The sequence below is a fragment of the Pseudomonas sp. NPDC086278 genome (genome assembly GCF_050280905.1).
GTDB lineage: Bacteria > Pseudomonadota > Gammaproteobacteria > Pseudomonadales > Pseudomonadaceae > Aquipseudomonas.
This window is the reverse complement of sequence record NZ_JBNNWE010000063.1, coordinates 20574-33772: the sequence shown is the minus strand read 5'-3', so window position 1 is coordinate 33772 and position 13199 is coordinate 20574. Positions and strand designations below refer to the sequence as shown.

General features: G+C 59.6%; 16 protein-coding genes. All 16 read right to left on the bottom strand.

Translation table 11 applies throughout. The features are described from left to right. Positions 1-195 precede the first annotated feature (195 nt). On the bottom strand, positions 196-696 hold the full coding sequence (locus ACQKP4_RS19355; protein ID WP_427635245.1) for a CinA family protein: 501 nt from the start codon (positions 694-696) through the stop codon (positions 196-198). Positions 697-776: 80 nt separating this feature from the next. Beyond that, on the bottom strand, positions 777-1313 hold the full coding sequence (locus ACQKP4_RS19350) for a lysis system i-spanin subunit Rz (protein ID WP_427635244.1): 537 nt from the start codon (positions 1311-1313) through the stop codon (positions 777-779). After that, positions 1295-1858, bottom strand: coding sequence for a glycoside hydrolase family 19 protein (locus tag ACQKP4_RS19345; RefSeq protein ID WP_427635243.1), 564 nt, complete (start codon positions 1856-1858; stop codon positions 1295-1297). Before ACQKP4_RS19345 ends, ACQKP4_RS19350 begins: the two co-directional genes overlap by 19 nt. A gap of 144 nt (positions 1859-2002) precedes the next feature. Then, positions 2003-3019 carry a phage late control D family protein gene (locus ACQKP4_RS19340; protein WP_427635242.1) on the bottom strand — a complete coding sequence of 339 codons (1017 nt, stop codon included), beginning with the start codon at positions 3017-3019 and terminating at the stop codon, positions 2003-2005. A gap of 9 nt (positions 3020-3028) precedes the next feature. After that, positions 3029-3241, bottom strand: a complete 213-nt coding sequence (locus ACQKP4_RS19335; protein WP_427635241.1) for a tail protein X — start codon at positions 3239-3241, stop codon at positions 3029-3031. Continuing rightward, a complete protein-coding gene (locus ACQKP4_RS19330; RefSeq protein ID WP_427635240.1) occupies positions 3234-3617 on the bottom strand; it encodes a phage tail protein in 384 nt (127 codons plus the stop codon). The genes ACQKP4_RS19335 and ACQKP4_RS19330 overlap by 8 nt, the downstream gene beginning before the upstream one ends. Further along, positions 3617-5908, bottom strand: coding sequence for a phage tail tape measure protein (locus tag ACQKP4_RS19325; RefSeq protein ID WP_427635239.1), 2292 nt, complete (start codon positions 5906-5908; stop codon positions 3617-3619). The genes ACQKP4_RS19330 and ACQKP4_RS19325 overlap by 1 nt, the downstream gene beginning before the upstream one ends. A gap of 128 nt (positions 5909-6036) precedes the next feature. Beyond that, on the bottom strand, positions 6037-6621 hold the full coding sequence (locus tag ACQKP4_RS19320; protein WP_427635238.1) for a phage tail assembly protein: 585 nt from the start codon (positions 6619-6621) through the stop codon (positions 6037-6039). Positions 6622-6838: 217 nt separating this feature from the next. Beyond that, the gene (locus tag ACQKP4_RS19315; protein WP_427635237.1) at positions 6839-7345 is read right to left on the bottom strand and encodes a phage major tail tube protein; all 507 of its coding nucleotides are present in this window, start codon (positions 7343-7345) and stop codon (positions 6839-6841) included. Beyond that, the gene (locus ACQKP4_RS19310; RefSeq protein WP_427635236.1) at positions 7345-8511 is read right to left on the bottom strand and encodes a phage tail protein; all 1167 of its coding nucleotides are present in this window, start codon (positions 8509-8511) and stop codon (positions 7345-7347) included. The genes ACQKP4_RS19315 and ACQKP4_RS19310 overlap by 1 nt, the downstream gene beginning before the upstream one ends. Position 8512: 1 nt before the next feature. Continuing rightward, the gene (locus tag ACQKP4_RS19305) at positions 8513-8695 is read right to left on the bottom strand and encodes a hypothetical protein (protein WP_427635235.1); all 183 of its coding nucleotides are present in this window, start codon (positions 8693-8695) and stop codon (positions 8513-8515) included. Positions 8696-8787: 92 nt separating this feature from the next. Beyond that, complete coding sequence (locus tag ACQKP4_RS19300; RefSeq protein ID WP_427635234.1) at positions 8788-9009, bottom strand: hypothetical protein; 222 nt, start codon at positions 9007-9009, stop codon at positions 8788-8790. Continuing rightward, positions 9006-11234, bottom strand: a complete 2229-nt coding sequence (locus tag ACQKP4_RS19295) for a phage tail protein (RefSeq protein WP_427635233.1) — start codon at positions 11232-11234, stop codon at positions 9006-9008. Before ACQKP4_RS19295 ends, ACQKP4_RS19300 begins: the two co-directional genes overlap by 4 nt. Then, positions 11235-11870, bottom strand: coding sequence for a phage tail protein I (locus ACQKP4_RS19290; RefSeq protein WP_427635232.1), 636 nt, complete (start codon positions 11868-11870; stop codon positions 11235-11237). Then, positions 11867-12862 carry a baseplate J/gp47 family protein gene (locus ACQKP4_RS19285; RefSeq protein WP_427635231.1) on the bottom strand — a complete coding sequence of 332 codons (996 nt, stop codon included), beginning with the start codon at positions 12860-12862 and terminating at the stop codon, positions 11867-11869. Before ACQKP4_RS19285 ends, ACQKP4_RS19290 begins: the two co-directional genes overlap by 4 nt. Beyond that, positions 12859-13191 (bottom strand): phage baseplate protein, encoded by a 333-nt coding sequence (locus ACQKP4_RS19280; RefSeq protein ID WP_427635230.1) that lies wholly within the window; start codon positions 13189-13191, stop codon positions 12859-12861. The genes ACQKP4_RS19285 and ACQKP4_RS19280 overlap by 4 nt, the downstream gene beginning before the upstream one ends. Positions 13192-13199 lie beyond the last annotated feature (8 nt).

Here is a 13199-nt window from a genome sequence, read left to right as displayed (position 1 = left end):
AGCGGAATCATCGGCTTGTTTATCGGGCCGGTGGTGCTCGCGGTCGGGTATCAGTTGTTCTGGCGATCTGACCCAGGGCCGCAGCCAAGGCTTTCTTCTTGTTGTCGTCCATTAAAGTCCTCACGTAATCAATAAGGCCTGACGGCCAACACCTGTATAAGTAGCCAGTATTATTCCACAGCGATTCAGGATCGCCTACCCCTGATTTGAGATTTCTCCAGCGGCATGGCGCAGCAGCCCCTCTAGCGCGGCCTTCACCGTTTGTCGGCGAACCTCGTCGCGGTTGCCGGGGAAGTGCTGGACCTCGCTGAACACCTGCTCACCCACGCCCCAGGCCAGCCACACCGTGCCCACCGGCTTGCTCGGCGACCCGCCGTCCGGCCCCGCCACGCCACTGACCGCCACGGCAAAATGCGCCCGGCTTTTTTCCTGAGCGCCACGCGCCATCGCCTCGACGACTTCCTGACTGACCGCACCGACCGTCGAAAACAATTCGTCCGGGACATTCAATTGCTGGGTTTTCTGACGGTTGGAGTACGTCACATAACCGGCCTCGAACCATGCCGAACTCCCCGGAATGCGAGTGATCGCCTCCGAAATACCGCCACCGGTACAGGACTCGGCCGCCGTGACGTGCGCATTGAGAACCTGCAAGCGTCTGCCCAGTTCAGCAGCCAGTTGGGTGATTTCTTTCACGGTCATCTCCAGAGCGGGCGGAATGAGAACTACCGTACACGAGCGTATCGCGCTTGCAAGGCGCAGGATCGATCAAGATGTTAGCGAACGATGGCTCTGATATAGGCCTGACAAGCCTGCAAGGCAATCAATCCGCGGTCGCCGGCATCGGTGATGGCGACAATTCGTTGAGCATGCGCCGGGTCAAGTCGGGCGCGTACGGCGCCATGATCCACGCCGCTGGCGTCGGCGGTGGCTGGCACCGCACAGCCTGAGGCAGGGTCATGGGGGTCGAGGAGGACTGACAAGCGCACATCAGCAGTGGCAAGACGGTCGCGCAGGCGACCTTGATCACGTTGGGCATCGCTAAGCGCTCGATAATGGGTTTGTTCGCTGGCCGACAGACGCTGCTCCAGCGCCAGGCGCTGGTCTTGCTCGGCCTGTTGCTGCGTGGCGGCCGCCAGGGTCAACGCGTTTAGCGTCTTGGCGTGCAAACTGGCCTGTTCCGTCAATTGCCGACCGTAACGCCAGTCCTGAATGCGCCAGGCCAGCATCGCCGAACCGCCGGCCAACGCCACCAGAAACACAAAAGCACCGATTGCCCGGTAAGAAATAGGCATCAAGCCGAAGGCTGGCATAACACCGCCCTCGCCCGTGCCCAAAGTTGCAGACGATCCTGCAAACCGTTGAGCCCGCCGTTAATGCGGCGGGTGATGCTGTTGAACTGGTCGCGGTCGGCCAGTTGGTTGAGGCCGTTCTGCTCCCAGAACCAGGCGGCGGATTCGGCGGCCCACTGCGGCTTTTCCAGGAGCTCGGGCAGAAACAGCAACCGGTCGTCACCGAACAGTCCGAGGCTGCATTGGCGGTAATTGTCGTGGCCGGTGATCTGGATCAGGCCTCGGCCACGGTATTTTTGGCCGTCGCCGTCAGGCGCTGGTGTGTTGCCCAAACGGACCGCCAGGGTGCCGGTGTCGTATTTACTTAAGTATTGCTCACTGCCCAGTTCCCGCACGTAGTGCAACTGGCCCGACTCATGGCCGACCTGTGCGAGAAACGCGGCAATGCGTTTCGGAGTGTCGATGTTGAAGCGCGTCATGGCGGCGTTGAGTGCGCAAATGAAAACGCCCGCTTGAAGGCGGGCGTTGGGCATGATGTTGAGCAGTTGCCCTTCCGTTAGGGGCATAAGAAGTCCTCCATCTACTTTTCTATGTTTGTACAACGCGAAAACGCGAGCGCAATGACCGGGTTGGGCATCGCTCATGCAACTGCGTGATGAGCGGAGTGATCCTTAGGGAGGTGCTCCAGAATCGAATTGAATGTGGGGGAGTTACTGCGCGGGGTCCAGGCAATGAGCCTCAACGGTGCATCGGTAGCTTTCCTTGCGGGTGCCACTGGCCGTTAGCTTTTTGATAGACCATCGACCCTGCATGATCCCGGGCCAACTGGCGTCCAGTCGAATAACCCCTTCCGCGGCGAGGTCAGGGTGCCCCGGACAACTGATTGTCAGCTTGAACGCGTCGCGCTCCAGCCGGCGTAACTCACCCTCGGCGGCGGCCTTGGCCTGGTCTTCATTCTGACAACGCCGAGGAAGCGTTTTGAACGGCTTGGTGCCCACGTGAACCGTTCGCTCCTTGGCGGCCACCGCGTCCCACCAGGTGGCTTGGCACCCGTTGTATTTTGATCGGACGGCTTCATCAATAACGGCACTGATAAAGCCTTGGTCGCCGGGGCGATTGTCCGTGGTCACCGAGAGTGAAACTTCCGTCAGCGACTTGCCGGAGATGGACGTCACTTGCCCACCCGATGCCAACACATACAGACCGTTCACCGGTTTGGTGACTGCGCCATACATCTTTGCGACACGGGTCAGAAATCCCATGTCCGTTTCGTTGGACTGGTCGATATGCTCAATTTTCTGCTTGTCCAGCACCGGCGCCACGCGCGGAGAAAAGCCATGCTTCATGGTCAGTTCTCGAAACAACGCGCCCAGCGTCGTGGGGCCGTAACTGGCCCATCGGCGCTGCTTGAAGCCGGTGTCATCGTGCTCACTGAAGGGAGCCGACATCGCGATGAGCGACAACTGCTGCGGATACAAAGACGGGGTGCGCTGGGTGATGACAAACACGCCTTTGTCGACCAGGCCTGACTCTTTGTAACCCACTTGCAAGCCGATCCTGCCACCGAGGCTGGGCAGTCCTTCCAGCCCTTCCAGATCGATAAGGAGTTTGATCTGATCGGACTCGATACCGGAGACATCGATATGCTCCCATTGGATCAGCCGCTCATTGAGCAGCCGGGAATTGGCTCCGTAGATTTCTACGGCGGGGGTAAATCCAAGCGTCATGCGTCCTCCTTAATCCCAGGCCAATACGGGGGTGGCAGCCACCGTCGGCGTCGCCAACTCGGGCATCACTACCCAGATTCCCGCCGGCAACACCGGTCCCTGTTCGGCAAGGGTCCGATTCAGTTGCCAAAGCGCTTCTTCAGCGGCGTCGTCACAGCGGCCAAGCTCACGGTAGAGCAACAGATTGACTGAATCGCCGGCGATACTTCTGACTCTACGCATTGATGAACTCCGTTAACTCGATCGCCCAGGAATTGAGCATCGCTGTCCCGTCATCGATGATCTCGCTCTGGGTCTCCGTCACGCTGGTAATCCGCCAAAGGCCCCAGTTGCGCCCGAGACCATCCAGCAATGGCAGCGGCACACGCAGTGCCTGTAAGGCACGCAACTCGTCGAGTCGCTGCATTGCCACGGCATACATCGACTTACCCGTGATACTCAGCGTCTCCAGGCCCTGTCCGGTCTGGCTCGATTTAGGCTTGCTGGCAAGGATGTCCAGATCCACCCAACCGCCGTCTGACTTACGAACCAGACCGCTATAGGCAAAGTCTCGGGACAGGCCAAAAATGAAGCTGCCCAACACCATTTGCTGTCGCATCAAATACCTCCATCGGTGAGGGCCGCATTGCGTCTCGCGGCGAGTGGATTGGCCATCATCAAAGGCACAAATTGCGCATGCAGTGTTTGCGTGACCAGGTTAGCGATCTGCCTGGCATGGGTAGGATCCTGACCGGTGATGTTGATGACGGGCGCAAAGTTGATCGGCCGGTTGTTCATCTGCGCACCGACCAGGTTCTTGCTCACCTGGCTCGGTGGGTCGAGCCGGTTAACCGGCCTGCCAAGCTGCTCGCCCAGCCATGAACCGGCCTTATGGCCCACCGCACTGCCCGCCGCCCCGCCCACTACCCCGCCGAGCAGGCCGCCGACAAAGGTCGCCGCACCCGGAGAGAAAAATGTGCCTATTATTGCGCCAGCGCCAGCTCCCGCATAAGAGCCAGCCAGCCCACCCGCCGCCGAACCGAGACCGCCGCCAACCAGCCGGGCATCCCCCTTGCGAATCCCTTCGACGACCTCAAGACCGGCATCGACCAACATAAGCGGACGAGCCAACGAGCCTGCTACACGACCGACCCTGGTCCCTTGGCCCATCAATCGCCTGCCGGTGCTGGACGTCAAACCCGCCAACCGGCTGTTGGCGACGGCGCCAAGCGCCTGGGCACGGGCCATCACTTGAGCCTGAACCGTTTGAAGTCGGGTCACCGCAAGACTGCCCAGCGCGGACGTTCGGGTCCGCAACGTGCTGCCGAGACCGCCTGTTCCAGCACCACCGCCGTTTCCCTTGGCAGCGCCGTTACGGCTTCCTTCGCCCAACCAGCCTTTGACCTTGTCGACGATTTTCACCCCCTTGAACGCCGCGGCGCCCACCAGGAGTGCGCCAGTGGCTACCGGGAATGCTTCGGCAAACCGGCTCAGGCCATTGATGGCCGCACCGGTTGGCGCCAGCAGTGCATCGAACATCGGCAGCACGCTGTTGCCGCTTGAGATCTTGAGACGGTCCAACTGGGCGTTGAAAACGTTCCAGTGCGATTGCGAACTGTCCGAGAGTTTCAGTGCCGATTGCTGGACCGCACCCTGATCATGCAGCTGCGAAGTCGCATACTGTTTTTTGTCGCTCACCAGCGCAAACGCGCGGTCGACTTCGCCGATGTTTTGCAGCATTTGCAGAATCGGTTTGTCGACCGAGAACAGCTGCGTGGCAAGCCCGGACCGCTCTGTTACGGGTTGCGCCTTTAGCGCTTCAAGGACCGAAACGATGGTCGAGGGCGCATCTTTTTGCATCCCATTGGCCAGCGCTTTAGGGTCCAGCCCCAGTTGCGCCCAGGCGGCTTGCTGGCCGGGCGACGTCGCTTCTCCCCGAGCCAGCGTCGTGGTGATTTTTTCAAAGGTAACCCCGGCATCGGCGGTTTTGACGCCAGCATTGAGCAAGGCAGCGGACAGCGCGGCGGTTTGTTCGGGTGTCAGGCCGGAGTTGGTTCCAGCGGCACCATAATTGGAGAGGATCGAGCCAATATCAGCCTCGGAAGCACTCAAGCCGCGGCCTAATACGCTCGTGGCATCGGCCAGGTCCTGGGTCTTCCCACGGTCGAGGTTCATCGAGGTGCGCCAGCCGATCAACAGCTCGGCCGCATCCTTGGCCGGCATTCTGAACGCAGAGGCTGTGATCGCCGCGTCACGGGTAAACTCGACAATTGATTTCTGTCGAGCGAGCGTATCGACGTTGCCTGCAGCATCACGCTGATCGTTGCCGATCCCAGCCTGGGCGGCAGTAAATTCAACGCGTGCCAGATCAACCGCGGTCGCCCGGCTTGGTGCCACCAGCCTCTCGCTGGCCATTTGTTCGTTGGTGATCGCCAATTGTCGACGTTGATCGCCCTCGAAGCGAATCACCAACCCCAACTCGGCCATCGCCGCATCCAGGTTGATGGCGGGCCTCAAAGGCTCATACGGGGGATTGTCACCGCCCAAAGCCTTGGTTTTTGCTTCCTCGCCAGCGCCTGAAGTGTTGGTCGGCGCAGGCTTGTCATTCATCGCCTGCAACAACGAGCGCTGCGACGAGAGCGTTCCGTCGATGGATTCAAGCACCGCTCTGAGCCGACTCTGCTCTGCCGTCAGCAGGCTGATTTCAAGACCGGCGCCGGCCAATGCCATTTCCAGCCCGGCACATGCGTGATCCAGACCGGGCATTTGCTGACCCGCAGCTGAAGCAGCTAACGGCGACCTGGCAGAGGCATTGGGTGCTATCAGGTCGGCGTTATTGCCAGTGCCATTTATCCCTCCACCGTCTTGATTGATTGCAGTGAACTTGAGCGAATAGGTATCTTCCGCCATCCCGCTCTACTCCTGTTTCACGCCAAGGCGAGTGATCGCAATGTCGTAGCGGCGCAAGGCCTTGCCGGCGTCCCATTCCAGAATTTCCGCTTCACTTACCGGGTAAATGAGCGGCACGACATCGAGGATTACTTCGATGTCGCGCTCCGAAAGAAGTCCGCCGGTTGGTTTAAAAAATCGTCGATGCGTACCTGAAGCTGTGTCCAGTCGGGCACGGTCAGCAAGTCCAGGTCGGGAATCATCAGCCCGGTGCAATGGGCGGTGATGAACTCCGCGCGCTCCTTGGCGGTTTTCAGTTTTTTCATCGCCTTGGTGGCGCGCAGCACCGGCATCTCCAGGGTCAGCGAGGACGTGCTGCGGCCAGCGACATTGAGCGGTTGCAGCAGCTGCACCTGGTCAGGATCGTCCAGTGCTGTGTCAGCGTCAGTGTCCTGCGCCAGAAAGTACGACGCCGGTCGGGTCGACATTTCGTGCACGTACTGCGCGATGCTCACGTAGTCCGGGCGCTTGAGTTGATCCAGTTCCTTGACCGACAGGCCGGTGGCCAGTTTGGCGAGTTCGAAGAACTGATCGTCCTCATCGTCGCCAGCACGGGCCAGGGCTTCTTTCTGCGCGGCGTAGAACAGTGGTTGGAGTTGTATTTGCTCAATCTGCGATTGATCGTCGGCGGTAATCGGCGACAGCAAAACGTGAACACGAGGGGTCCAGGACATGAAATGAATTCCTTGGTGGATCGGGGTGGGAAGGTGTTGCGCGATGCCGGTCAGCAAACGCAGATATCCAGACTGGCGACATCCCCTGTGGGAGCGGGCTTGCTCGCGAAAGCGGTGGATCCGTCAACATTGATGTTGAAGCTGAAGGCCTCTTCGCGAGCAAGCCCGCTCCCACAGGGATTGCGCTTAACTGGCAGGCATCGAGGGTATTGCGGGGTTACACAATCAACACCGCGCGACGGGCATCACCGAGGATATCCACGCCGTTGAGCATGAACTTCTGGGTGCGCGCATCGATGTCGATCACCGGAATGCCGTTTTCGATGCGGTTGTAGGTACGGCAGGCGAGTTCGAGCGTAGTCGTCGGCTTATCAGCCATCTTGATGGTCGTTTCAGCCAAGGACTTCAGCTTGCCGCCCACGGTGTGATAGGTGAACCAGGTGTTCCCATCCTGATCCTGACCGGCTTCGCGCACGCTCAGCAGAATGTCGTCCCCCAGCTTCACACCGAGAGCCAGCATGACCTCTGGTCCAATACCTTGAAGGGCCAATGTGGCCGTCAGCGCGCTGGCACCTTTGACCATGTTCTCAGCGATAAAGCGTCCACCCGTCATAGGCTCCACGACGAAATCAATCTTCGGCGGGATGAAACTTTCCACAGTCGCCGACAACGGCAAACCCTGCAGGGTGGCCGCAATGGCCTGTCTTACGCGGTTAGTAAACATTAGAGAATGTCCTCCAGGAACTGCTCGATGATTTCATCGCGGGCGTTGAGTTGATAAACCATGTGTTCGTTTGGCGCGTAGCGGCCGTAGTCGATGACGATGAACCAGGTGCCGTTCTTGTACTTCTCGACACTGTTCAATTCCGGGTGCAGGTACACGCTGCCGCCGGGAATCGTTTCGTCGGCCACCAGGGTTTGCAGCCAGTCGTTGATGCGCTTGACCTCCTGGTCCATGAACGACTTGGTCAGGTTCTTGGCCATGGCTTTCTGGCCGGCTTTCACCAGCTTGCGGCTGATCGCATCTTCGAGACCGACGTAGCTGATGAACTTGCCAGTGATGGAACGGTTACCCAGCAGCGAGAAGCCGCCAAGAATGGTCCGGGCGTAGTAGCTGATGCCGTAGCGGTTGAGCAGATCGCCTTCGGTGGAGGTGTCGAGAATGTTGTATTCCACGACCCGCGACACGTCCTCGGCGTAGGTCACCTGATTGCCCGGGCTCTCCCACTGCTTGACCTTGGCCAATGCGGCGATGGCCAGGCTCGATGGCGACAGGAAGACGTTTTTCTTCGCGGCCTTGGAGTACACCGACGGCATGTTGTGCACCAGCAGGCAGCGGTCGAAACCGAGGTCCGTGCCGCCCAGTTCCTGGCTGTAAGTCACTTGATCGGCAACCGCGGCGTCCTTGCCGTCGAGTACCACCCGCGCCTTGATGCGCTTGCCGAACGACGCGAACTCACTGGCCACGGCTTTGGTGCCGGTGAAGCCTGGCGCACCGATGATGGTCAGGTCTTCGGGCACACCACTCAGCGCCGGAAGGCCCAGCTTGCGACCGGTCAGCGGCTCGACGCCGCCAATCACGTTGTTCAGTGTGTCGGCCGGGGTTTCACCCTCCTCGACGATGACCACGTAGACCGGCACCTTGACCACTTTCAGGATCTGGAACACCGCGTGGAACAGCGTGCCCGACTCGGTGCCAGTCGGATCGAGCAGCGCCTGAGTGGTGAAACTGTTGATGCGGAACGGGGCGTTACGCGGAATCAGCGGATCGGCTTTCGGCGCAGTGCCGATCAGACCGATGACGTTATCGCCCAGGCCACCCATGGCCTCGGGAGATTCGGAGGCATCGACGGTGATGCCGTTGTGCTCGAAGTTCAAAACCTCAGCCATGTTATTCAGCCTTCTTGGCAACGGCCTGTGCGGCCGGGGTGGATGTTTTCAGTGCCAGGCGACCGGCGCTGAGCAGTGCGTTGGCTTCGACGTCGAGCAGGTCGAGATCCTGGCCGACGGTCGACCAGTGGCCACGCCCAACGGGGAATGGGACGAGCACGGTGTAGGTTTGGCGTTCTGCCATTTGGGTTTCTCCAGGTACAAAAAAGCCCCTGAGTGAAGGGGCTGATGGTTGTTGATTAGCGGATAAGAAAACGCCCCGTCGGTGCGGGGCGTTCAGGGTTGTTGATCAGCGTTCTGATTGGGTGTCTCAGTTGATGTCTGCCCGGCGTCACCGTCCGGCAGGCCAGCCAGAATCGCTTGTATCTTGGTAAAGAAGGCGACATATCGTGGGTCATCGTCCTCGACCTCCACGATATCCGGCCAATACGCCGGATCCTGCGCGCAAGGGGAAATCGTGACCACCTGATCCCTCCTGATCTGTACGAACTTACTCATATCGAATACCCATTGCAGTGAGCGGCAAACTTTGGGGAGCCTGTATTACAGGCGGTCGTAATGTGTGTCAGTTGTGGTGTCTCTATGGCTACGTCGTAAAAATTCAAAATCGTTAACTGACCAGCCAGTATCGAGGTGGTGAAATTGCTTTGCCCGATTCCATAAGAGCCAGTCGCCAGATTGATGGTCATGGCGCCGCCGCTTGTGTTGGACATTGCCAGTTCGCCGGAATAGCACTTGGCATTTGGAGGGACAATGCTTGCAATCGCCCACGGCAAGGAGGTCAGAGCCGTAGTCGTAAAAATTTCAAGCAACCTAATGTAGTGACGACGCCCATTCACGATGACAGGAAGCATTTGACCCAAGGCATTGGTCGCAACCACCGCAACAAGTGCGGAGGCGATATACCCCGCCGGCATCGGCTTCTTGCACACCTCAGCCACAACGCTCGACGTTGCATTCACCGCGTACGCGGCTGCTTGCCTGGAGACCGGATTGTAAATGACGTAAATCGCCACATAACCGCTGGAAGGTGCAGTACCAATGTCCATGCCGCCAGCGCCGACTGTCGCCAAGTTAATGTTCAGCGCCAGGTTAGGTAGAACCCATTGGCGACCGCCAAAGGCATCCTTGACCACCAGTTCGTCAGCGGTGTAAGTGGCCGTTGACGACTCGGCAGTCAGCACCATTCGACCATTGCGGACATCGCCAACGACACCGCGATTGACGGCCATTGCCTGCACTTCGGTGGCAAGTGCCGCGACATCAATGTTTCCCTGATTGACCGCGGCGTTCCAGGCTTTGATGCACCACATGACGGCGAGGTTTCGGCCCCGGGTTTCAGACGCCAACCGCGCGCCAGCTGCACCTGTGGTTAGAATCCGGCCGTTTACCGAGCCACCCTTCCCGAAAGGCACAATCGGAAAGTCAAACGAGGTGATATTGCCATCTGTTGGCATTACTGAGCCGGAACCGGGAGTCAGAACGGTGTGCCAGTGCTCTTGCAGTGCATCGACTTGTAAGCTACCGATGAGGCGACCTGAATCCACTCCACGCCCATGATCCCAGCCGCGCAAAAACTCTCCACGCGCCTCCGGCAACCGGAAGTTACCAACGCCCTCATCTCCCTTGTTGAACTTGCCCGCCAGATAAGCGCTCAAGTCTGGATAAGTGGCACTGCTCTTGACGCTGTTATCCAGCTCAAGAAAACCCGGCGGCGGCGTATCAACCGGAAACGCAACAATCGACCCCACCGGCAACGCCGAAGCCGTGGCAATCAGCGACTCAATCTCAGACTTGGTGTACGTGTCCTTGATACCAAACCCGGCCAGCGTCTCGGGATTCGAGCCACCGGTTGCCCGACCATACTTGTCGACATTCAGACTTTTGTAAGTGCCTGGCTGAATCCCAGTCCGGCCCGCCAACATTTCAAACGTCAGCGCGGTGGTATCCAGCGTAATCGGGCCGTTAGTCGTCAGGTGCCACAGCGAATCACCATTCGCCGTGCCTTCCTCGACCATCACGGTCAGGCCCGGCGTCACTTTCGCGCTGGTATTAGCGTCATTCGTACGGGTCCAGGCGCCATTGCCCACAACCCATAGGCCGTTGTCTTTCGCCGATGTCTGAGACGCCAGCAACACCCGATCACCCGCAACCGCCGCGACACCATCAATCTGCTGTGCGCCGTTCAACACCACGTTGGCCGTCGCCGCGACACGCACCGATTGTTTGCCATCGAGCTTGCCCAGCTCTTCAGCGAGGTAGCTCATGACCCAGGCACGGGTCGCCTTGACGACGGTGTCGTCGATCAACAACGTCACCAACGCCGCATTGCTGGTCTCGAAAATCGAGCGAATGTAGAACTCTTTCCCCGAACCCGACGTCGCCAACACCGGCTTGAACGACTCCGGATATTTAACGATGGCGTACAAAATGCCGGTGTCGGTCCAGAGTCCGGCTTCACGTACATACCAGCCGCCGACATCCGGCGGAATAGTCACTTCAGCCAGCAACCAGCTCGGATTTTTATCATCCTGGAACAGTGCATTGAGTGGTCCGCGCCACACTTCACGCTTCAGTGCCGTTGCGGTGGCGGCGGGGTTGTAAACCGTACCGCCGCCGTCCCCGACGGATATCTGTGACAGTTTGATCGGCAAGCCCGCTGCCTTGCAGGCAGTTTCATAGGCAATCCCTGCGTTGGTCAGCAGGGTGTAGTAGTCGGCCATTTAGGTCCCCTGAGGATAAATAGTGGATGTTTCAACGGCGTAGAGCCCGGCGGCCATGAAGGCCTGGCCCGAGGCTTCGAGGCCTTCGATGACGATCGGGTAGACCGTGGTCAGTTCGCCGCACACGGTGGCGGCGCCGATGACATGAGTGCCGAAGGCGCTCAGGCCGACGGACACGGTCAAGGTGTCGCGCTCACTTTTGGCATCGGCCAGACGTCGATCCAGACGCGCATCGATGTCTTCGCTGTAGGGCTGTTCGGTGAAGGCCCTGACGGAAAAACTGTAGGGCTGGCCCGCAGGTATTTGCTCGTACCAGGCGCGCACTTCGGGTCGCAGTTGCAAGCCCTTGGCGGCGTTCTCCAGGGCTCTTCGGGTACCGGCCTGGCGGGCGGTGGGCCAGGCGAGTTCGACGGTCAAACGCTTTTCAGCTTCGGGTGCGTCGGAACTCCATTCACTGACACCGCGATCCGCACCGAGGTACGGCAGGAATGCCGGCGGTGTTTCGCTGGGGTTCATCAACTGCGCAAACGGCGGCGCGATACGATCCAGCAAGCGGCCAAACCCCAGATCCAGCGCCCTTTCCAGCGGCGAACTGTTGGCTGGTAACAAGCTCGGGCGAGAGGTGTCGTCGCTCATAAAGTGTCCACCTCAACCTCGACGCCCGTGCAGTACGGGGCTTCAAAAGCCGTCGTCACAATCGGCGCCAGCGGTTCCAGGATTTGCAGTTGAACGGCGCCAGCGCTGTGTAGCGTGTAGTCGATCCAGCTCGGGTCGACCCGTCCTTCCAGGCGATGGCAGGAATCGGCATAGGCCTGCAACTGCTGCTGCGCGGCGACCTTGGTCAATCCCGAATCAGGGCCGGCATTGATCTTCGCCACGACCCGCATTTTGTAGGTCTTGATGTGCGCGCCCTGCACCGTGACAAGGTCGGTCTCGGGGCGCACATCAGGTCGGGCGAAATGCTGTCGAACGCCATCAAGCAACGCTTCGGAGGGCGAGCCATCACCCTTGCGGGCCAGTACGGTGACCATCACCTCGCCGGGGGCGGTACGGCGTCCGTTGCCGTCCTTGACCTGAGCCGCGTAACCGTCCGGATTGAAGGTGTAAGTGACGAGCAACTCTCCCGCAGCGGCAGCTTCCACCTTCACTGTGGGCCGCTCCCCGAGCGTAAAAATTTCCCGGCGATACTGCATTCGCGAACCCGCTGCCGGTGCATGCGGCGCCAGGTAATAGCGCAGTCGGGCGTCGTCATCGCTTTCAAAAATGGGGGCAACGGGGGGAAATGCCGCCGGGTCGCCAGGGTCGAGCAATTGACGCTCAAGGCCCATGTCAGCGAGTCGCGCATCCAGGTTGCTACCGGTCGCCCACCACGCCAGCATCTGCTTGATGCGGGCGTTGTATTTGCGCTCGTGGATCTGCAGACGCACGCAAAACGCCTCAAGTGCCAGGGTCAGCAATTCGCTTTCGTTATCGAGGCTGACTTTGAGCTTCGCCGCCCGCTCCGGAGAGCGAGCGCCGACGTACTCGACGACAAACGTCTTGAACTCGGCCAGCAAGTCTTCGAACGCGTCGACGGTGACGATCGAAGGTTCGGCCAGCTGGTTCTGGCCGGGAATCAACATACTCATGCCACCACCTCGAATGTCTGATTGCGGTTCTGCCAAGTGCCCGCGAAACGCAGCAGCAATCCCGCGCCCTGTCGGCTGGCGACAATGACCTGCGGCTGGAAATCGCCAATGCCGTTCTGTTCGTTGTAAAACGCTTGCGCCGCATGGCTCTGGGCAAGCATCAGCATGTCGTCGCCGAGGTTCTTGCCCAACAGACTGGGGATCAGCGAGCCGTACAAAGGACGCTTCTGGCGAGTGCCCAAAGGGGTCGTCAGCGCGCGAGTAGCGCGTTGCACAAATTGCAGCCAGTCGTCGACGGCCGCTCCGGTGTTTCTATCGATTCCGATCATGGATAACT

Coding starts and splice junctions, on each gene's coding strand:
- ACQKP4_RS19315 (WP_427635237.1), bottom strand. CDS start 7,345: ATGTTTACTAACCGCGTAAGACAGGCCATTGCGGCCACCCTGCAGGGT.
- ACQKP4_RS19325 (WP_427635239.1), bottom strand. CDS start 5,908: ATGGCGGAAGATACCTATTCGCTCAAGTTCACTGCAATCAATCAAGAC.
- ACQKP4_RS19345 (WP_427635243.1), bottom strand. CDS start 1,858: ATGCCCCTAACGGAAGGGCAACTGCTCAACATCATGCCCAACGCCCGC.
- ACQKP4_RS19350 (WP_427635244.1), bottom strand. CDS start 1,313: ATGCCAGCCTTCGGCTTGATGCCTATTTCTTACCGGGCAATCGGTGCT.
- ACQKP4_RS19300 (WP_427635234.1), bottom strand. CDS start 9,009: ATGAGTAAGTTCGTACAGATCAGGAGGGATCAGGTGGTCACGATTTCC.
- ACQKP4_RS19305 (WP_427635235.1), bottom strand. CDS start 8,695: ATGGCAGAACGCCAAACCTACACCGTGCTCGTCCCATTCCCCGTTGGG.
- ACQKP4_RS19330 (WP_427635240.1), bottom strand. CDS start 3,617: ATGCGACAGCAAATGGTGTTGGGCAGCTTCATTTTTGGCCTGTCCCGA.
- ACQKP4_RS19280 (WP_427635230.1), bottom strand. CDS start 13,191: ATGATCGGAATCGATAGAAACACCGGAGCGGCCGTCGACGACTGGCTG.
- ACQKP4_RS19290 (WP_427635232.1), bottom strand. CDS start 11,870: ATGAGCGACGACACCTCTCGCCCGAGCTTGTTACCAGCCAACAGTTCG.
- ACQKP4_RS19320 (WP_427635238.1), bottom strand. CDS start 6,621: ATGTCCTGGACCCCTCGTGTTCACGTTTTGCTGTCGCCGATTACCGCC.
- ACQKP4_RS19340 (WP_427635242.1), bottom strand. CDS start 3,019: ATGACGCTTGGATTTACCCCCGCCGTAGAAATCTACGGAGCCAATTCC.
- ACQKP4_RS19295 (WP_427635233.1), bottom strand. CDS start 11,234: ATGGCCGACTACTACACCCTGCTGACCAACGCAGGGATTGCCTATGAA.
- ACQKP4_RS19335 (WP_427635241.1), bottom strand. CDS start 3,241: ATGCGTAGAGTCAGAAGTATCGCCGGCGATTCAGTCAATCTGTTGCTC.
- ACQKP4_RS19310 (WP_427635236.1), bottom strand. CDS start 8,511: ATGGCTGAGGTTTTGAACTTCGAGCACAACGGCATCACCGTCGATGCC.
- ACQKP4_RS19285 (WP_427635231.1), bottom strand. CDS start 12,862: ATGAGTATGTTGATTCCCGGCCAGAACCAGCTGGCCGAACCTTCGATC.